This window comes from Pseudomonas sp. 7-41 (assembly GCF_021233075.1).
Classification (GTDB): Bacteria; Pseudomonadota; Gammaproteobacteria; order Pseudomonadales; family Pseudomonadaceae; genus Aquipseudomonas; species Aquipseudomonas veronii.
This window is the reverse complement of the sequence record NZ_CP089551.1, coordinates 5,268,932-5,288,246: the sequence shown is the minus strand read 5'-3', so window position 1 is coordinate 5,288,246 and position 19,315 is coordinate 5,268,932. Positions and strand designations below refer to the sequence as shown.

At 62.4% G+C, this 19,315-nt stretch carries 18 protein-coding genes; 16 read left to right on the top strand and 2 right to left on the bottom strand.

Features of this window, described 5'->3' with window-relative positions:
- Positions 1-113 precede the first annotated feature (113 nt).
- From LQ249_RS23915 to LQ249_RS23900, 4 genes are read left to right on the top strand one after another with little or no spacing between them, the layout of a single operon-like run.
- Positions 114-584 carry a (2Fe-2S)-binding protein gene (locus LQ249_RS23915; RefSeq protein WP_046382354.1) on the top strand — a complete coding sequence of 157 codons (471 nt, stop codon included), beginning with the start codon at positions 114-116 and terminating at the stop codon, positions 582-584.
- Positions 581-2,902 (top strand): xanthine dehydrogenase family protein molybdopterin-binding subunit, encoded by a 2,322-nt coding sequence (locus LQ249_RS23910; protein ID WP_232565946.1) that lies wholly within the window; start codon positions 581-583, stop codon positions 2,900-2,902. The genes LQ249_RS23915 and LQ249_RS23910 overlap by 4 nt, the downstream gene beginning before the upstream one ends.
- Positions 2,902-3,888, top strand: a complete 987-nt coding sequence (locus tag LQ249_RS23905) for an XdhC family protein (protein WP_046382356.1) — start codon at positions 2,902-2,904, stop codon at positions 3,886-3,888. Before LQ249_RS23910 ends, LQ249_RS23905 begins: the two co-directional genes overlap by 1 nt.
- Positions 3,885-4,469, top strand: coding sequence for a nucleotidyltransferase family protein (locus LQ249_RS23900; RefSeq protein ID WP_232565945.1), 585 nt, complete (start codon positions 3,885-3,887; stop codon positions 4,467-4,469). The genes LQ249_RS23905 and LQ249_RS23900 overlap by 4 nt, the downstream gene beginning before the upstream one ends.
- A gap of 115 nt (positions 4,470-4,584) precedes the next feature.
- On the opposite strand, the gene rne is transcribed toward LQ249_RS23900, so the two are convergent.
- The gene (gene rne / locus LQ249_RS23895; protein ID WP_232565944.1) at positions 4,585-7,785 is read right to left on the bottom strand and encodes a ribonuclease E; all 3,201 of its coding nucleotides are present in this window, start codon (positions 7,783-7,785) and stop codon (positions 4,585-4,587) included.
- A 768-nt stretch (positions 7,786-8,553) separates the two neighbouring features.
- Between rne and rluC the strand changes: the two genes are divergently transcribed.
- Genes rluC through sppA form a run of 3 tightly spaced genes read left to right on the top strand, consistent with a single transcriptional unit; the run spans position 8,554 to position 11,167 of the window.
- On the top strand, positions 8,554-9,513 hold the full coding sequence (gene rluC / locus LQ249_RS23890) for a 23S rRNA pseudouridine(955/2504/2580) synthase RluC (protein ID WP_046382359.1): 960 nt from the start codon (positions 8,554-8,556) through the stop codon (positions 9,511-9,513).
- On the top strand, positions 9,500-10,162 hold the full coding sequence (locus LQ249_RS23885) for an HAD-IA family hydrolase (protein ID WP_046489270.1): 663 nt from the start codon (positions 9,500-9,502) through the stop codon (positions 10,160-10,162). The genes rluC and LQ249_RS23885 overlap by 14 nt, the downstream gene beginning before the upstream one ends.
- 21 nt (positions 10,163-10,183) lie before the next feature.
- Positions 10,184-11,167 (top strand): signal peptide peptidase SppA, encoded by a 984-nt coding sequence (gene sppA, locus LQ249_RS23880; RefSeq protein ID WP_108526640.1) that lies wholly within the window; start codon positions 10,184-10,186, stop codon positions 11,165-11,167.
- Between the two features lie 130 nt (positions 11,168-11,297).
- On the opposite strand, the gene LQ249_RS23875 is transcribed toward sppA, so the two are convergent.
- Positions 11,298-11,876 (bottom strand): Maf family protein, encoded by a 579-nt coding sequence (locus tag LQ249_RS23875; protein ID WP_046382362.1) that lies wholly within the window; start codon positions 11,874-11,876, stop codon positions 11,298-11,300.
- A 105-nt stretch (positions 11,877-11,981) separates the two neighbouring features.
- Between LQ249_RS23875 and LQ249_RS23870 the strand changes: the two genes are divergently transcribed.
- The 9 genes from LQ249_RS23870 to mltG all read left to right on the top strand — a co-directional run bounded on the left by LQ249_RS23870 (position 11,982) and on the right by mltG (position 19,303).
- Positions 11,982-12,512, top strand: a complete 531-nt coding sequence (locus LQ249_RS23870) for a YceD family protein (protein ID WP_027607804.1) — start codon at positions 11,982-11,984, stop codon at positions 12,510-12,512.
- Between the two features lie 13 nt (positions 12,513-12,525).
- On the top strand, positions 12,526-12,708 hold the full coding sequence (gene rpmF, locus LQ249_RS23865; RefSeq protein ID WP_008152339.1) for a 50S ribosomal protein L32: 183 nt from the start codon (positions 12,526-12,528) through the stop codon (positions 12,706-12,708).
- A gap of 4 nt (positions 12,709-12,712) precedes the next feature.
- Positions 12,713-13,723 carry a phosphate acyltransferase PlsX gene (gene plsX / locus LQ249_RS23860; protein ID WP_079444532.1) on the top strand — a complete coding sequence of 337 codons (1,011 nt, stop codon included), beginning with the start codon at positions 12,713-12,715 and terminating at the stop codon, positions 13,721-13,723.
- A gap of 126 nt (positions 13,724-13,849) precedes the next feature.
- Positions 13,850-14,788 (top strand): ACP S-malonyltransferase, encoded by a 939-nt coding sequence (gene fabD / locus LQ249_RS23855; RefSeq protein WP_046489281.1) that lies wholly within the window; start codon positions 13,850-13,852, stop codon positions 14,786-14,788.
- A gap of 24 nt (positions 14,789-14,812) precedes the next feature.
- Positions 14,813-15,556 (top strand): 3-oxoacyl-ACP reductase FabG, encoded by a 744-nt coding sequence (fabG, locus tag LQ249_RS23850; protein WP_046382365.1) that lies wholly within the window; start codon positions 14,813-14,815, stop codon positions 15,554-15,556.
- 192 nt (positions 15,557-15,748) lie between these two features.
- Positions 15,749-15,985: an acyl carrier protein gene (acpP, locus tag LQ249_RS23845; RefSeq protein WP_003175607.1), complete on the top strand. Its 237-nt coding sequence runs from the start codon at positions 15,749-15,751 to the stop codon at positions 15,983-15,985.
- Positions 15,986-16,111: 126 nt separating this feature from the next.
- Positions 16,112-17,356, top strand: a complete 1,245-nt coding sequence (gene fabF, locus LQ249_RS23840) for a beta-ketoacyl-ACP synthase II (RefSeq protein WP_046382366.1) — start codon at positions 16,112-16,114, stop codon at positions 17,354-17,356.
- Positions 17,356-18,171: an aminodeoxychorismate lyase gene (gene pabC / locus LQ249_RS23835; RefSeq protein WP_046382367.1), complete on the top strand. Its 816-nt coding sequence runs from the start codon at positions 17,356-17,358 to the stop codon at positions 18,169-18,171. The genes fabF and pabC overlap by 1 nt, the downstream gene beginning before the upstream one ends.
- Position 18,172: 1 nt before the next feature.
- Positions 18,173-19,303 (top strand): endolytic transglycosylase MltG, encoded by a 1,131-nt coding sequence (mltG, locus tag LQ249_RS23830; protein WP_046382368.1) that lies wholly within the window; start codon positions 18,173-18,175, stop codon positions 19,301-19,303.
- Positions 19,304-19,315 lie beyond the last annotated feature (12 nt).

Here is a 19,315-nt window from a genome sequence, read left to right as displayed (position 1 = left end):
GTCTTCGCAAGAGAGCCTCCTCAGCCTGAGCCCATCTGCGTGCACCCGAACCAGCGATACCTTTCGCAGCAGATGGCTCGCCCCTAAATGCAAAAAATAGGCGGGCGTGCCCAATGATTACCCTGAAACTCAACGGTCAAGACCATCAACTGGACGTCACCGAGGATATGCCGCTGTTGTGGGCGATTCGCGATGTGGCGGGTTACAACGGCACCAAATTCGGCTGCGGCATGGGCCTGTGCGGCGCGTGCACCATTCATATCGACGGCGCCCCGGCGCGCAGTTGCATCACCCCGATCGGCGCGGTCAAGGGCCAGGCCGTGAGCACCATCGACAACCTGCACACCGACCCCATCGGCCAGGTCGTGCAGCAAGCCTGGCTGGACAGTGCCGTGGCCCAGTGCGGTTACTGCCAGGGCGGGCAAATCATGTCGGCCACCGCGCTGCTGAAAACCAACCCCAACCCCAGCGACGAGCAGATCGAGGAGGCGATGGTCGGCAATATCTGCCGCTGCGGCACCTACAACCGCATCAAGACCGCGATCCGCCAGGCCTCGACGCACCTGCAGGGGGCCAAGGCATGAACCGTTTACCCGCTGATTTCGTCCTCGATAACCTCAGCCGCCGCGGTTTCCTCAAGGGCGTCGGCGCCACTGGCGCGCTGGTGATCGCCGCCAGTTGGGGCCTGCCCGCAGCGTTTGCCGCCGATGGCGCCAAGAAGTATGGCGGCGATGCCATGCCCCATGGGCTGATCGATGACCCCAAGGTCTACGTCAGCATTGCCACCGACGGCACCGTGACCGTGATCTGCAACCGTTCGGAAATGGGCCAGGGCGTGCGTACCAGCCTGAGCCTGGTAGTCGCCGATGAGTTGGACGCCGATTGGGCCCACGTGCGCGTCCAGCAGGCGCCGGCTGACGAAGTGCGTTACGGCAACCAGGACACCGATGGCTCGCGCAGCATGCGCCACTGGTTCGAACCGATGCGGCGTTGCGGCGCGAGTGTGCGCGCGATGCTGGAACAGGCGGCTGCCGAACAGTGGAAGGTGCCGCTGGGCGAGTGCCGTGCGCAGCTGCATAAGGTGGTTCACCAGCCCAGCGGTCGCACCTTGGGCTATGGCGAGCTGGCCGCCGCTGCCGGTGCATTGGCGGTGCCGGCGCGCGACACGCTGCGCCTCAAGCAGCCGTCGGAGTTCCGCTACATCGGCAAAGAGGGCGTCAAGGCCATCGACGGCGCCGATATCGTCAACGGTCGCGCGGTCTACGGCGCGGACGTGCATTTCGACGGCATGCTCTACGCCACCATTGCACGGCCGACGGTGTATGGCGGCAAGGTCAAATCCTTCGATGCCAGTGCGGCGTTGAAGGTGCCGGGGGTGATCAGGGTCCTCGAAATCGAAAGCCGGCCTCTGCCCTCGGAGTTCCAGCCGCTGGGCGGCGTGGCCGTGGTGGCCAGCAACACATGGGCAGCGATCAAGGGCCGCGAAGCGCTGGCGATTGTCTGGGATGACGGCGTCAACGCCGGCTACAACTCGATCGATTACCGCAAGGAACTGGAAGCGGCCGCGCGGCAACCGGGCAAAGTGGTGCGCAACACCGGCACCCTCGAGCAGGCGATGAACGAGGCCGACAGCACTTTGGACGCCGCTTATTATTTGCCGCATCTGGCCCAGTCACCGATGGAACCGATGGTTGCCGTTGCCCGTTTCGACAAGGGCCAGTGCGAAGCCTGGGCCCCCAGCCAGGCGCCCCAGGTGACTCGTGAGCGCGTCGCCGAGCGCCTGGGCCTGCCTTTCGATAACGTGACGATCAATGTCACGCTGCTGGGCGGCGGTTTCGGTCGCAAGTCCAAGCCGGACTTCGTGGTCGAGGCGGCCATCCTCGCCAAGGAATTCCCCGGCAAGGCCGTGCGCGTGCAGTGGACTCGTGAAGATGACATCCACAACTCCTACTTCCACACGGTTTCCGCCGAGTACCTCAAGGCTGGCCTGAATAAGGACGGCCTGCCTTCCGCCTGGCTGCACCGCACCGTCGCGCCGAGCATCACCGCGTTGTTTGCGCCGGGGATGAACCACGAGGCGGCGTTCGAGCTGGGCATGGGCTTTACCAACATGGCCTACGCGATTCCCAACGTGCGCCTGGAAAACCCCGAAGCCGCCGCCCACACCCGGGTTGGTTGGTACCGCTCGGTGTCGAACATCCCGCATGGCTTTGCGATTCAGAGCTTTGTCGATGAGCTGGCGCACAAGGCCGGCCAGGACCCGTTGCAGTACCAACTCAAACTGCTTGGGCCGGACCGTCAGATCGATCCGAAAACCCTGAGCGATGAGTGGAACTACGGCGAATCCCCGGAGCGCTACCCGATCGATACCGCCCGCCTGCGCGGTGTCCTCGAAACCGCCGCCAAAGCCGCCGGCTGGGGGCGCACGCTACCCAAGGGGCGAGGCCTGGGGCTGGCGGTGCATTACAGTTTCGTCACCTATGTGGCGGCGGTGATCGAGGTGGAAGTCAAAGACGACGGCACGCTGATCGTCCACAAGGCGGATATCGCTGTGGACTGCGGCCCGCAGATCAACCCGGAACGCATTCGCTCGCAATTCGAAGGCGCCTGCGTGATGGGCCTGGGCAACGCGGTATTGGGCGAGATCAGCTTCAAGGACGGCAAGGTCCAGCAGGACAACTTCCATATGTATGAAGTGGCGCGCATGTCCCTGGCGCCCAAGGTTGTCGCGGTCCACCTGGTCACGCCACAGGGCGAGGTGCCGTTGGGCGGTGTCGGTGAGCCCGGCGTGCCGCCGATTGCGCCGGCGCTGTGCAATGCGATCTTTGCCGCCACCGGCAAGCGTATTCGCAACCTGCCCGTGCGTTATCAGTTGCAAGGCTGGCAGGAGGCGAAGGCTTGATGGACAGCGTGGATCTGAATGTCCTGCGCAGCGTGCTCGAATGGCGCCGCGCCGGGCAGCGGGTGGTGTTGTACAGCGTGGTCCAGACCTGGGGCAGCGCGCCGCGTCCGCCCGGGGCCATGCTGGCCTTGCGCGGCGACGGGGTGGTGATCGGCTCGGTGTCCGGCGGTTGCATTGAAGACGACTTGATTGCGCGTTTGCAGGATGGTCGGTTGGCGGACGACGGGCCCGCGGTGCAGTTGGTGACCTACGGCGTGACACGCGATGAAGCGGCGCGTTTCGGCCTGCCGTGCGGCGGCACCCTGCGCCTGACCGAAGAGCGCGTGACGGAGTGGCAGTGGGTGGCCGAGTTGCTGGCGCGCTGTGACGCCCATGAAATCGTCGCTCGGGAGCTGGACCTGGCCACCGGCGACGTGAGCTTGAGCCCCGCGAGCAAGACCGACGTGGTGAGCTTCGACGGCGAGCGCCTGCGCGCCATCTATGGCCCGCGCTGGCGCCTGCTGTTGATCGGCGCCGGGCAGTTGTCCCGCTACGTGGCGCAGATGGCGCGGTTGCTGGATTTCGAAGTGCTGATCTGCGACCCGCGTGAAGAGTTCGCGTATGGCTGGGAAGAACCGCACGGCCGCTTTGTGCCCGGCATGCCTGATGAAGCGGTGCTGAACATCCAGACCGACGAACGCACGGCCATCGTCTGCCTGACCCACGACCCGCGCCTGGACGATATGGCGTTGCTGACGGCACTGAACTCCAATGCGTTCTATATCGGCGCGCTGGGTTCGCGGGTCAACACGCGTAAACGCCGGGAAAACCTGGCGGCGCTGGGATTGTCTGCGCAGGCGATCGCGCGGTTGCATGGGCCGATCGGTTTGCATATTGGCAGCCATACACCGGCGGAGATCGCGCTGTCGTTGCTGGCGGAAATTGTCGCGATCAAGAATGGCGTGGTGCCGCTGCAGAAAAAGCCGCTGTCGGTGCAGGTTGAATGACCGTCACGGTGATTGTGCTGGCGGCGGGACAGGGCAGTCGTTTTCGCGCTGAAGCCGGGGCAGATCGGGATAAATTGCTGGCTAAGTGCGTCGGCCGGGACGCAGTGGTGCGGCCGGTGATCGAGCAGGTGCTGGTGAATTTGCCGGCGTGGGCGCTAAAGCGCGTGCTGGTGACGTCGCCCGAGCGGCTTGAAGTCATTCGTCTGGCGCAGGTCCATGGCTGCGAGGTAGTGCAGCTGTGCTCGGCCGGAATGGGCGACAGCATTGCGGCAGCGGTCGCGGCCAGTGCTTCCAGTGATGGCTGGCTGGTGGTGCTGGGTGATATGCCGTTCATCCTGCCGTCCAGCATTGAACGGGTGCTGGAGCACGTGGACAGCATCAACGTGCCGGTGCATGCCGGCCAGTATGGGCATCCGGTTGCGTTTGGACGAGCGTTTGGGCCAGCGTTGATGGCGTTGACGGGCGATCGCGGGGCCAAGCCGCTGTTTGCCCAGGGGCAGGTGCGCGAGATCCAGGTAAACGATCCTGGCGTACTCTGGGATGTGGATCTGCCACATCTGTTGGATTTCAAACCGCTCTGAAATGTGGGAGGGGGCAAGCCCCCTCTCACATTGAATCTTCGGTGTTTTCAGAATTTGTTGGCATAAAAAAGCCCCGCCTGAGTGATCAGGCGGGGCTTTTCAGTGGCTGATGGAATCAGACGAGGGGTTTAGGCTCGTGCTCTTCTTCCAGGGCCTTTGGGTGGTGCTCTGCCACTTCTTCAACGGAACGCGGGGTCTCGTCGACGATAGGGGCAGCGTGCTCGACCACTTCGGCGACAGCCGGTGCGGCAGCGGCAGCAGCGGCGGCCGCTTCGGCTTCCTTGCGACGACGGCGCACTTCACGTGGGTCGTTCGGCGCACGGCCGTTTTCGGTCAGGGCGCTGGCCGGTGCGGCTTCAACCACCGGGGCGGCGGCTTCGGCAACCACGGGCGCTTCAACCACGGGCGCAGGCTCGGCAACCACTACCGGAGCGGCTTCAACCACTTCGGCAACCGGGGCCGGTGCGGCTTCTACCACGGGGGCAGACGCTTCAACCGGGGCGGCAGGTTCGGCAGTCCACTGGAAGGCGGTCTGTTCTTCGCGAACTTCACGCACGGCCGGGGCGGCGGCTTCGACAACCGGAGCTTCCACGACAGCTTCAACCACTGGCTGTGGCTCAACCACCGGGGCAGGCTCGGCGGCAGCCACTTCTTCTTGCGCCTGGGCTTCGCGAACCGGCGCAACTTCCACTTCCGGAGCCGCGGGGGCTTCGATCGGGGTGGTTGCTTCTACGACTGGTGCTTCAACCACTGGGGTCTCGGCGACTGGCGCTTCTACCGCAACGGTTTCTTCGGCGGCGGCAGTGGCGCGTTCAGCCTGCTCGTGAGCCTGGGCTTCGGCAGGTGCGCTGATGACCGAGCTGGCAACAGCGGCGGTAACGGCCAGGCCGGCAGCCAGTTCGGTGCTGGTCGGTTCGCTGGTAGCGGCTTCTGCGTTCTCGCCGGCTTCTTCCGAACCTTCGATCACATTGCCGTTGGCGTCACGTTGACGCTCGCGACGGTTGCTGCGACGACGCTGGCCACGGGAGCGGCGGCGCGGACGATCGCCTTCGGCGTTGTCCTGGCCGTCTTCCTGCAGTTGCTCTTCGCCGGTCAGCACTTCTTCTTCGCTGGCGGCAGCCGCCTGCTCGGTACGTGGTTGACGTTCTTCACGCGGTGGGCGCGGTTGACGCTCTTCACGTGGCGCACGCTCTTCACGCGGCGGGCGAGCCGGGCGTTCTTCCTCGGTAGTGGCGGCAACAGCAGCGGCGGCAACGGCAACGGCTGGCGCAGCGTCCAGCGGCTCGCGCAGTTCACGCACACGTTCTTCACGCTCGCCACGTGGCTTGCGATCTTCACGCGGTGCGCGTGGTGGACGTGGTGCGCGCTCTTCGCGCGGTGCGCGTTCTTCGCGGGCTACGACCGGGGTCTCTTCACGGGCTTCGCGAGGCGCACGCTCTTCACGGGGTGCGCGCTCTTCACGCGGGGCCCGTTCTTCGCGCGGCTTGCGCTCTTCGTCACGGCGACCGTTGCGGTTACGGCTCTGCTGGCGACCGTTGCGACGCTCTTCGTTACGCGCCGGACGCTCGGTGGCAGGTTTTTCGACCACCACCGGTGCCGCAGGCTCTTCCTTGCTGGCGAACAGGCTGACCAGCGATTTCACCAGGCCCTTGAACAGGCTTGGCTCAGGCAGGGCGGCCGGGGCTGCAACCGGGGCAGCCACTTCAACCGGAACCGGTGCGTTGGCACGCGCCGGAGCGGTCTTCACGGCGGCTTCCTGGCGAACCAGGGTGCGGGTCGCGGCGGCTGGCTGGACTTCTTCCACTTCGGCAGCGGCAGCGGCGATTTCGTAGCTGGACTGGCCGCTGTGGGCTTCCGGGCTGTCATCACGCAGGCGCTGCACTTCGAAGTGCGGCGTTTCGAGATGATCGTTCGGCAGGATGACGATACGGGCACGGGTGCGCAGTTCGATCTTGGTGATCGAGTTGCGTTTTTCGTTGAGCAGGAACGCGGCAACCGGGATCGGCACTTGTGCGCGGACTTCGGCGGTGCGGTCTTTCAGGGCTTCTTCTTCGATCAGGCGCAGGATCGCCAGGGACAGCGATTCAACGTCACGGATGATGCCGGTGCCGTTGCAACGCGGGCAGACAATGCCGCTGCTCTCGCCCAGGGACGGACGCAGGCGCTGACGGGACATTTCCAGCAGGCCGAAGCGCGAGATGCGGCCGACTTGCACGCGGGCACGGTCAGCTTCCAGGCATTCGCGGACTTTCTCTTCCACGGCGCGCTGGTTCTTGGCGGGGGTCATGTCGATGAAGTCGATCACGATCAGGCCGCCGATATCACGCAGGCGCAGCTGGCGGGCGATTTCTTCAGCCGCTTCCAGGTTGGTCTGCAGGGCGGTTTCTTCGATGTCGCTACCTTTCGTGGCGCGCGCCGAGTTGATGTCGATGGACACCAGGGCTTCGGTCGGGTCGATCACGATGGAGCCGCCGGAAGGCAGTTCGACCACGCGCTGGAAGGCGGTCTCGATCTGGCTTTCGATCTGGAAACGGTTGAACAGCGGAACGCTGTCTTCGTACAGCTTGATCTTGCTGGCGTACTGCGGCATCACCTGGCGGATGAAGGTCAGGGCTTCGTCCTGGGCTTCGACGCTGTCGATCAGCACTTCGCCGATGTCCTGGCGCAGGTAATCGCGGATGGCGCGGATGATCACGTTGCTTTCCTGGTAGATCAGGAACGGCGCGGAACGATCCAGGGACGCTTCTTTGATGGCGGTCCACAGTTGCAGCAGGTAGTCGAGGTCCCACTGCATTTCTTCGCTGCTGCGGCCCAGGCCGGCAGTGCGGACGATCAGGCCCATGTCGGCTGGAGCGACCAGGCCGTTCAGCGCTTCACGCAGTTCGTTGCGTTCTTCGCCTTCGATGCGACGGGAAATGCCGCCGGCACGCGGGTTGTTCGGCATCAGTACCAGGTAACGACCGGCCAGGCTGATGAAGGTGGTCAGGGCGGCGCCCTTGTTGCCACGTTCTTCTTTTTCGACCTGGACGATGACTTCCTGGCCTTCGCTCAGGACGTCCTTGATGTTCACGCGGCCTTCGGGGGCTTTCTTGAAGTATTCGCGGGAGATTTCTTTGAGGGGCAGGAAGCCGTGGCGCTCGGAGCCGAAATCGACAAAGGCAGCCTCAAGGCTTGGTTCGATGCGAGTAATACGGCCTTTATAGATGTTGGCCTTCTTCTGCTCGCGTGCGCCGGACTCGATGTCCAGGTCGTAAAGGCGTTGGCCATCTACCAGCGCAACACGCAACTCTTCGGGTTGAGTTGCGTTAATCAGCATTCTTTTCATGTTGTACCGTCGGTTTCCGGGCTGCCGGAAACGGCGTTCGGCACACACGACTTCTCACGGTCGGTGTCAGGTGCGTCAAGAGTGGTTGGCCACTCCAGTGTCCAGCAATAACCGGCGAATTGGGCTGGTATCGCGACGGACGCGTCCTGCTTGTTAGCGGTGGTGACAAAGGCACCACTTCAACAAAAGCTAAGGTCAGGAGGAGGAATCAACCGGCGACTGTGGACGAGATGAAGCGTCTATATATAAGCCTAGTGCTACACGGTCCGACGGTTGTGCATCTCCACCCTACACGTATCCCTGATAATTCGGGTGCTGCCGCGCGCAGAATCCGCAGCGGGTTGGCATTTACCGTGTTCTCCAATGGGGAGTCCACGCTCATGGCTAAACAAGACCAAGTGTGGGCGATTGCGCTCTCACTCGGCTCTTAACAGGCGTTGTTTCCGAAGCATTCGCCATGGTGTGTCCCAAGACTGACTGCACTTTGTGAACTGGCCGTAAATATCGGCGCAAAATGCGAGTATTCACTCTGCTTTCTGCACTCGCTTCAGGCCTCATGTCACCTGCGCTTGTTACAATCTCGGGCTTTCCAAGGTAACGAAAGCCCCGTAGGACGGCCTCGCGTCCTGATGAATTGCGAAGGTCAGGGCCGGCAATTTGCCGCAAGTCCTCTGTCCAGGCCGCTTTTGGCGGCGTTCGCGACTATAGCAGTAATGATTAAGTGCTTCAATTCCATAAAAAATTGTTATCATCGCCGACATGACGACTACCGCCCCCCAGACCCCCAGCGTCCAGCTGCTTGAGGTCTCGCCGGAATATGCCGGCCAACGCATCGACAATTTTCTCCTGGCCAGGCTCAAAGGCGTGCCCAAGACCTTGATCTACCGCATTTTGCGTAAAGGCGAAGTGCGCGTGAACAAGGGTCGCATCAAGCCCGAGTACAAGCTGCAGGCGGGCGATATCGTCCGGGTGCCGCCGGTGCGCGTGCCTGAGCGCGACGAACCTGTGCCGCTGGCTCAGGGCCTGTTGCAGCGCCTTGAAGCGTCGATTGTCTACGAAGACAGCAAGCTGATCGTGATCAACAAGCCCTGCGGCATTGCGGTTCACGGCGGCAGCGGCCTGAGTTTCGGCGTGATCGAAGCCTTTCGTCAGTTGCGTCCGGATGCCAAGGAGCTGGAGCTGGTCCATCGCCTCGACCGCGACACCTCCGGCCTGCTCATGATCGCCAAGAAGCGCAGCATGTTGCGCCACCTGCACACCGCCCTGCGCGGCGATGGCGTGGACAAGCGCTACATGGCGCTGGTGCGCGGCAACTGGGCCAGCTCGATCAAGAGCGTGCGCGCGCCGTTGCAGAAGAGCAACCTGCGCTCCGGCGAGCGCATGGTCGAAGTGGACGAGGAGGGCAAAGAAGCCCTGACCCTGTTCAAGGTGCTGCGCCGCTTCGGCGACTTCGCCACCCTGGTCGAGGCCAAGCCGGTCACCGGGCGCACTCACCAGATTCGCGTGCACACCCTGCATGCGGGCCACTGCATTGCCGGTGACACCAAGTATGGCGACGAGGCGTTCTCCAAGGAGATTCGCGACCTGGGCGGCAAACGCCTGTTCCTGCACGCCTACATGCTCACCGTCCCGCTGCCCGATGGTGGCGAATTGAAATTGCAGGCGCCGGTCGATGAGATGTGGGCCAAGACCGTGGAGCGTTTGAGTGCCGCACCTTGACTACAAACTGCTGATTTTCGATTGGGACGGCACGCTGGCCAACTCCATTGGCCGTATCGTCGAGGCCATGCACATGGCCTCGACGCGTTCTGGCTTCGAGCTGTGCAGCGATCTGGCGGTCAAGGGCATTATCGGCCTGGGGTTGCCTGAGGCGATTCGCACCTTGTACCCGCACATCGCTGACGCTGAATTGGTCGCGTTCCGCGAGCATTATGCCGATCACTACATTGCGCTGGAGGCCGAGCCTTCGCCGCTGTTTGATGGCGTGGTGCAGTCCCTGGAAGCGTTCCGCGCCGAGGGTTATCAGCTGGCGGTCGCCACCGGCAAGGCCCGCCGCGGCCTGGACCGGGTGCTCAGGGCCCACGGCTGGGAAGACTATTTCGACGTTACCCGCGCAGCGGACGAAACCGCCAGCAAGCCCCATCCGCTGATGCTTGAGCAGATCCTCGCCCATTGCGGCGTGTCGCCACGCCAGGCGTTGATGGTCGGCGACGCGTCCTTCGACCTGATGATGGCGCGCAATGCCGGCATGGACAGCGTGGCGGTCAGCTACGGTGCGCAGGCTGCCGAGGCGCTGCAGGCATACGAGCCCAGGCTGACGATCGATCATTTTTCTGAATTGCAGGCCTGGCTCAGCCGGGCCCACTGAGTCTTTGCTGGGGTAGATGGCATGAGTGATGAGTGGAAAGCGCCCGAAAAGGCCGACAGCAGTGACGACAAGAGTTGGAAGCTGCTGGAGAAGACCCTTCTGGCCAGCGTGCAAGAGCAGCGTCGTTCGCGGCGCTGGGGGATTTTCTTCAAGCTGCTGACCTTTGTTTACCTGCTCGGCATGCTGGTGCTGTTCAGCCCGCTGGTGGACATGGAAAAAACCGCGACCCGTGGTCCCAACTACACCGCCTTGATCGAAGTGCGCGGGGTGATTGCCGACAAGGAGTCCGCCAGCGCCGACAATATCGTCAGCAGTCTGCGCACCGCGTTCGAAGACCCCAAGGTCAAGGGCGTGATCCTGCGCATCAACAGCCCAGGCGGCAGCCCGGTGCAATCGGGCTACGTGTATGACGAGATTCGCCGCCTGCGCTCGCTGCATCCGCAGATCAAGCTGTACGCGGTGATCTCCGACCTGGGCGCCTCGGGTGCGTATTACATCGCCAGTGCCGCTGACCAGATCTACGCCGACAAGGCCAGCCTGGTGGGTTCCATTGGCGTCACGGCGGCCGGTTACGGCTTTGTCGGCACCATGGAGAAGCTCGGTGTGGAGCGTCGCACCTACACCTCGGGCGAGCATAAGGCGTTCCTCGACCCGTTCCAGCCGCAAAAGGCCGATGAAACCCAGTTCTGGCAGAGCGTGCTCGACACCACTCATCGCCAGTTCATTGCCAGCGTCAAGCAAGGGCGCGGTGATCGTCTGAAGGACAAGGACCATCCGGAGCTGTTCTCCGGGCTGGTCTGGTCTGGCGAGCAGGCCTTGCCGCTGGGCTTGATCGATGGCCTGGGCAGTGCCAGTTCGGTGGCGCGGGACGTGATTGGTGAAAAGGAACTGGTGGACTTCACCGTTCAGGAGTCGCCGTTTGACCGTTTCTCCAAGAAGCTCGGCGCCAGCGTGGCGGAGAAGTTGGCCTTGTACATGGGCTTCCAGGGCCCGACCCTGCGCTGAGATCCCAAGGTCTGCGTAGATAAATGTGGGAGGGAGCTTGCTCCCGATAGCAGTGGATCAGCCAGCTTATCTGTAGCTGACCCACCGCAATCGGGAGCAAGCCCCCTCCCACATTTGGTTTTGCGCTGGTTTAAGGGATTTGCACGCCCTCGGCCAGCAGCATATCCACCAGGCGAATCAGCGGTAAGCCGACAAGGCTGGTCGCATCCGGGCCTTCGGTGCTTTGAAACAGGCTCACGCCCAGCCCTTCGGCCTTGAAACTGCCCGCGCAGTCATAGGGCTGCTCGATCCGCAGGTAGCGCTCGACCCGCTCCGCGTCCAGCACGCGCATGTGTACGGTGAATGGCACGCAGTCGACCTGGCAATGCCCGGTCTCGCTGTTCAGCAGCGCCAGCCCGGTGAGGAAGCTGACACGCTTGCCGCTGGCCGCCAGCAGTTGCTCGCGGGCGTTCTCGAAGGTGTGGGGTTTGCCGATGATCCGGCCTTCGAGTGCGGCGACCTGATCGGAGCCGATGATCAGGTGCCCTGGATGGCGGGCGGCGAGGGCGCGGGCTTTCTCTTCGGCCAGGCGTTTGACCAGTTCGACGGCTGACTCATTTGCGCGGTGGCTTTCATCGATATCCGGCGAGCTGCAGATGAACGGTAAGTGCAGGCGGCTCAGCAATTCCCGGCGATAGACCGAGCTGGATGCGAGTAATAAAGGCAGCATGGGCGTCTCCTCAGGGCGACCGGGGATTCTAGCGGGACGACCGGCTGACGCACAGGGCTGAATTTCCTTTGACATGGCTGGGGGCATCCCTATAATGCTGCGCCTATGTTGAATGACCCGATTCCACCTCACGTTGACCCGCGCAAATTGGCTGATCGTGGCACTTCCCTTCAAGGTGAATTGCTGCTGGCCGATTTGGAGAGACTCTGCGACCCGCTTTCCGACACTGTCGGTACGGTGCAGGCCAAATTCGTTTTTGAACGAGATGAACGTAAATCTGTGGTTATTCACAGCTTTATCGACACCGAGGTCAAAATGGTTTGCCAGCGTTGTCTTGAGCTGGTCACCCTGCCGATTCACAGCGAATGCAGTTACGCTGTGGTAAAGGAGGGTGCGAATACCCAGTCGTTGCCGAAAGGTTATGACGTGCTGGAACTGGGCGAAGATCCTTTGGATCTGCATGCACTGATCGAGGAGGAGCTTTTGCTCGCCTTGCCCATTGTGCCTGCTCATCATCCGGAAGAATGCCAGCAGCCGGCGGGCCTCGATGACGAGTCCGAACCGAGCGAGGACGAGGTAACGCGGTCCAACCCGTTCAGTGTATTGGCGCAGTTAAAGCGTGACCCAAACGTTTAGGAGTTAATCAATTATGGCTGTTCAGCAGAACAAAAAATCCCGCTCTGCCCGTGACATGCGTCGTTCGCACGACGCCCTGACGGCAAGCACTCTGTCTGTAGAAAAAACCACCGGTGAAATTCACCTGCGTCACCACGTATCGCCAGAAGGCGTATACCGTGGCCGTAAAGTGATCGACAAGGGCGCTGACGAGTAATCACTTGTCTGCTCAAGTCATCGCGATTGACGCAATGGGCGGGGACTTCGGTCCCCGCAGCATTGTTCAGGCTTGTATTGCCAGCCTGTCTGCTACGCCCTCGCTGCACCTGACCCTCGTCGGTCAACCTTCCCTTCTTGAAGAACTGATTGCCAGCCATCCGGCGGTGGATCGCGCGCGCCTGACGATTACGCCCGCCAGCGAAGCCATCGGCATGGATGAAAAGCCGGCGGTCGCCCTGCGTGGCAAGCCCGACTCTTCAATGCGGGTCGCCCTCGAGTTGTTGCGTGATGGCAAGGTGCAAGCCTGTGTCAGTGCCGGCAACACGGGCGCGCTGATGGCGTTGTCGCGGCACGTGCTCAAGACCTTGCCGGGGATCGACCGGCCGGCGATAGTCGCGGCGATACCGACGCAGACAGGCTATTGCCAGTTGCTCGACCTGGGCGCGAATGTCGATTGCAGTGCCGAGCATCTGTTCCAGTTCGCCGTGATGGGCTCGGTGGCTGCCGAGGCGCTGGGTGTGGCTCGTCCGCGCGTGGCCTTGCTGAATATCGGCATCGAAGACATCAAGGGCAACCAGCAGGTCAAGCTCGCCGCCGCTTTGCTGCAAGGTGCGCGGGGGTTGAACTACATCGGCTTTGTCGAAGGCGACGGTTTGTATCGCGGCGAGGCGGATGTGGTGGTGTGCGACGGGTTTGTCGGCAATATCCTGCTTAAATCCAGCGAAGGCCTGGCGACCATGATTGCCACGCGGATCGAGGCCTTGTTCAAGCGCAACCTGGCGACACGCCTGGTCGGCGCCCTGGCGTTGCCGCTGATGCGCCGCCTGCAGGAGGACCTGGCCCCGGCGCGACATAATGGCGCAAGCTTTCTCGGCTTGCAGGGCATCGTGGTGAAAAGCCATGGCTCGGCGGGGGTGGAAGGCTTTCAGAGTGCGATTGCACGGGCGTTGATCGAGATCCAGGAAAACCTGCCGCGACGCTTGCACGGCCGCCTGGAAGATCTGTTGCCTTAGGCGAATCGGCCCGGGAATGCTTAAATGTGACCGGCCGGTTCAATTGACCATCCAATCTGTCAGTTTCGTGCGCTCCCATCGTAGGGGCGCCTATATCCGACGACCAGATCATTAGGGGCTTGTTACATGTCTACATCCCTCGCATTCGTCTTTCCAGGGCAGGGTTCGCAGTCCCTCGGCATGTTGGCCGAGCTGGGCGCGCAATATCCGCTGATCCTGGAAACCTTCAAGGAAGCTTCCGATGCCCTGGGTTACGACCTGTGGGCGCTGACCCAGCAGGGGCCGGAAGAGCAACTCAATCAAACCGATAAAACCCAGCCGGCCATCCTCACCGCTTCGATCGCCCTGTGGCGCTTGTGGCTGGCGGAAGGCGGCGCGCGTCCGGCATTCGTCGCCGGTCACAGCCTGGGCGAATACAGTGCCCTGGTCGCCGCGGGCAGCCTGACCCTCGCTGAAGCGGTCAAGCTGGTCGAGCGTCGTGGCCAGTTGATGCAGGAAGCGGTTCCGGCCGGGCAGGGTGGCATGGCCGCCATTCTCGGCCTGGATGATGCGGTGGTGATCGCCGCCTGTGCCGAAGCGGCCCAGGGCGAAGTGGTCAGCGCGGTGAACTTCAACTCGCCGGGCCAGGTGGTGATTGCCGGTGCCAAGGCCGCCGTTGAGCGCGCCATCGAAGGCTGCAAGGCCCGTGGCGCCAAGCGTGCCTTGCCGTTGCCGGTGAGCGTGCCGTCGCACTGCGAGCTGATGCGCCCGGCGGCCGAGCGTTTTGCCGAGTCCATCGCCGCCATCAACTGGCAGGCACCGCAGATCCCGCTGGTGCAGAACGTCAGCGCGGCGGTTGCCGCGGATCTCGACACCCTCAAGCGCGACCTGCTGGAACAACTCTACAAGCCGGTGCGCTGGGTTGAATCGGTACAGACCCTGGCCGCCAACGGCGCCACCGAGTTGGTCGAGTGCGGCCCGGGCAAAGTCCTGGCCGGCCTGAACAAGCGCTGCGCCGACGGCGTGTCGACCTCCAACCTCAATACCCCGGATGCCTTTGCGGCCGCTCGCGCGGCACTGGCCTGAACCCCGAACTTAGGAGAAGCCTGCATGAGTCTGCAAGGTAAAGTTGCACTGGTTACCGGCGCAAGCCGTGGCATTGGCCAGGCGATCGCCCTGGAACTGGGCCGTCAGGGCGCCGTCGTGATCGGCACCGCCACTTCCGCCGCGGGCGCCGAGCGTATCGCCGCGACCTTGAAGGAAAACGGCGTGCAGGGCACCGGCCTTGAGCTGAATGTGACCAGCGATGAGTCCGTGGCTGCCGTACTGGCCGAGATCACCGCACAGTTCGGCGCGCCGGCGATTCTGGTGAATAATGCCGGTATCACCCGCGATAATCTGATGATGCGGATGAAAGACGACGAGTGGCATGACGTCGTCGACACCAACTTGAACAGTCTGTTTCGCCTGTCCAAGGGCGTTTTGCGCGGCATGACCAAGGCGCGTTGGGGTCGAATTATCAATATTGGCTCCGTAGTGGGTGCCATGGGCAACGCAGGCCAAGTAAACTATGCCGCGGCGAAAGCCGGTCTGGAAGGTTTCAGCCGCGCACTGGCGCGTGAAGTCGGCTCGCGGTCGATTACGGTCAACTCGGTGGCCCCTGGGTTCATCGACACCGATATGACCCGCGAACTGCCGGAAGCACAGCGTGAAGCCTTGCTGACGCAGATTCCGCTGGGCCGTCTGGGCCAGGCTCAAGAGATTGCGAATGTGGTCTCTTTCCTGGCATCCGACGGTGCGGCATACGTGACTGGGGCTACAATCCCGGTTAACGGCGGGATGTACATGAGTTAAATTGTGACGGATCGCTTCAAAAAAATGTCATACGAGCTGTCTAAAATCCGTTATAAAGCTGCAACTTAATTTATACGCGGGTGGCCGACCGGGTACGGGGTGAACCTTTCAGTTGAAAAGCTGAAATGGCTTTCTATACACTTACCCACTGGCCAGCTGCCTGAATTTGTCCATTAGGAGTGAAAACAAGGTATGAGCACCATCGAAGAGCGCGTCAAGAAAATCGTTGCCGAGCAACTGGGCGTTAAAGAAGAAGAAGTGGTCAACACCGCTTCCTTCGTTGAAGACCTGGGTGCCGACTCCCTTGACACCGTTGAGCTGGTGATGGCTCTGGAAGAGGAATTCGAGACCGAAATCCCGGACGAAGAAGCTGAAAAAATCACTACCGTTCAAGCTGCAATCGACTACGTTACCAGCCACCAGGCGTAATAGTTTGTAGTCGTCGCTTGCTGTCAGGGAAAAACCGCACTGCTGTAACGGCGTGCGGTTTTTTCTTTAGCTCTGATGAAAAGTGATTCTGAAGCAAAGTGTCGTCATTAGAAAAAGGAGAGTGCTGTGTCGCGTAGACGCGTCGTAGTCACCGGTATGGGTATGTTGTCGCCACTGGGCACGGATGTGCCGAGCAGTTGGCAGGGCATTCTGGCTGGCCGCAGTGGTATTGGTCTGATCGAACACACGGACCTTTCTGCCTATTCCACCCGTTTTGGCGGCTCGGTAAAGGGGTTCAATGTCGAGCAATACCTCTCGATCAAAGAGTCCCGCAAACTCGACCTGTTCATTCAATACGGCCTGGCAGCCGGTTTTCAGGCAGTGCGTGACGCTGGTCTGGAAGTCACCGACGCCAACCGTGAACGCATCGGCGTGGCCATGGGTTCGGGTATTGGCGGTTTGACCAATATCGAAGAAACCAGTCGCACGTTGCACGAGTCCGGTCCGCGTCGAATTTCACCGTTCTTCGTGCCGGGTTCGATCATCAATATGATTTCCGGTTTCCTGTCCATCCATCTGGGAGCACAGGGACCTAACTACGCCATTGCCACGGCTTGCACCACAGGCACGCATTGCATCGGCATGGCCGCGCGCAATATCGCCTATGACGAAGCGGACGTGATGATTGCCGGCGGCGCTGAAATGGCGGCCTGCGGCCTGGGCATGGGCGGCTTCGGCGCGTCGCGTGCGCTGTCGACCCGCAACGACGAGCCGGCTCGTGCCAGCCGTCCGTGGGACAAGGGCCGTGACGGTTTCGTCCTGGCCGACGGCGCCGGTGCGCTGGTACTGGAAGAGCTGGAACACGCCAAGGCGCGTGGCGCGACGATCTACGCCGAGCTGATCGGCTTTGGCATGAGTGGCGACGCCTACCACATGACTTCGCCACCGGCCAACGGCGCCGGTGCTGCGCGTTGCATCACCAACGCCCTGCGCGATGCGAAGATCAGCCCGGACCTGGTGCAGTACATCAACGCCCACGGCACTTCGACAGCGACCGGCGACCTGGCGGAAGCCGAAGCGATCAAGTCGGTGTTCGGCGAGCACGCCTACAAGCTGGCGGTCAGCTCCACCAAGTCCATGACCGGCCACCTGTTGGGTGCGGCGGGCGCGGTCGAAGCGATCTTCAGCGTGCTGGCCATCAGGGATCAGGTCGCTCCGCCGACCATCAACCTCGATGAGCCGGATGAAGGCTGCGACCTGAACTTCGTGCCTCATGAAGCGCAGAAAATGCCGATCGACGTGGTGTTGTCCAACTCGTTCGGTTTCGGTGGCACCAACGGTTCCCTGGTGTTCCGCCGGTTCGCCGAGTAATGCACAGCTGGGTCGACGGTCAGCCAGCGGACAGCGTGCCCCTGAAAGATCGTGGCCTGGCGTATGGCGATGGCCTGTTCGAAACCATCGCCGTCAAGGCCGGGCAACCGGTGTTGCTCGACCGCCACCTGCAACGCCTGGCCGAGGGTTGCAGGCGGTTGGCATTGGTTGTGGACCCGGCATTGGTCCGCAGCGAAGTGCTCGCTTATGCCAGCGCCCTCGGCGATGGCGTACTCAAATTGATCCTCACCCGAGGCGACAGCCTGCGCGGTTATGGCATCAACCCCGGCGCCCCGGTGCGCCGTATCCTGCAGGGCAGTGCGCCTGCTGCTTATCCCCAGGCCCATGGCAACGACGGTATCCGCCTGTTTCCGTGCGCCACCCGTTTGTCCGAACAGCCGCTGCTGGCCGGTCTCAAGCACCTCAATCGCCTCGAACAAGTGATCGCGCGCGCCGAGTGGCAAGATACCGAGCATGCCGAAGGTTTGATGCTGGATATGTCCGGGCGCGTCATCGAAGGCGTGTTCAGCAACCTGTTCCTGGTGCGTCACGGCGTGTTGTTGACCGCTGATCTGAATCGTTGCGGCGTGGCCGGCGTCATGCGTGCCGAGCTACTGGCCCAGGCGCAGGCGCTCGGCACCCCGGTGGTCGTGGCCGATATCAGCCTTGAGCAGTTGCAGTCGGCCGACGAGGTTTTTGTCTGCAACAGCGTTTATGGCATTTGGCCGGTGCGCAGCTGTGCTGCGATGAGCTGGTCGGTTGGGCCGCTCACCCGTAAACTGCAGGGCATTGTTCGCGCGCTATTGGATATTTGAGTTGATACGAAAACTGTTGTTACTGCTGCTGATCGGTCTGTTCGCGGCGGCGTTGCTGTTGGGGTTTTCGGCCTGGAAGCTCGACTCAGCCCTCAAGCAGCCCTTGCACCTGACCGAGGAGCAACTGCTCGACGTCCCCGCCGGAGCCACGCCGACCGGCACTTTCAATCGCCTGGAAGCCGACGGTGTGCTCGACGGCGCCTTCTGGTTGCGTCTGTACTGGCGCTTCAACCTCGAAGGCCAGCCATTGCACAGCGGCGAATACCGCCTCACTCCCGGCCTCACCGCCCAAGGCTTGATCGGCCTGTGGCAGCGTGGCGAAGTGGTGCAATACAGCCTGACCCTGGTGGAGGGCTGGAATTTCCGCCAAGTGCGCTCGGCGCTGGCCAAGCATGAAAAGATCGTGCAGAGCCTTGCCGGCCTGAGTGACAGCGAAGTGATGGACAAGCTCGGCCACCCAGGGGTTTTCCCCGAGGGGCGGTTCTTCCCCGATACCTATCGCTTTGTGCGCGGCATGACGGATGTCGAGTTCCTCAAGAAAGCCTACAACCGCCTGGACGACGTGCTCGCCCAGGAGTGGAGCAAACGCGCCGCCGACGCGCCGTACACCGACCCCTACCAAGCGCTGATCATGGCCTCCCTGGTGGAGAAAGAGACCGGTGTGCCGGAGGAGCGCGGGCAGATCGCCGGGGTATTCGTGCGTCGCATGAAGATCGGCATGCTGCTGCAGACCGATCCGACGGTGATCTACGGCCTGGGCGAGCGCTACAACGGTAAGCTGACGCGTGCCCATCTCAAGGAAGCCAACCCCTACAACACCTACATGGTTGCCGGGCTCCCGCCGACACCCATCGCGATGGTCGGCCGCGAGGCGATTCATGCGGCGCTGAACCCGGTGCCGGGCAGCAGCCTGTATTTCGTTGCCCGGGGTGATGGCAGTCATATTTTCTCGGACGACCTGGATGCACATAATGCCGCGGTGCGTGAGTTCCAGCTCAAGCGTCGCGCCGATTACCGTTCCAGCCCGGCGCCGCAGGTGAAGCCGTTGGAAGACCCCGCGCCGACGAACGATGCCCCCGACGCACCCGCCGAGCCTGCGCCGGACGCCGCCGCACCGCAAAGCCCGCAATGACTCTGACTAAGG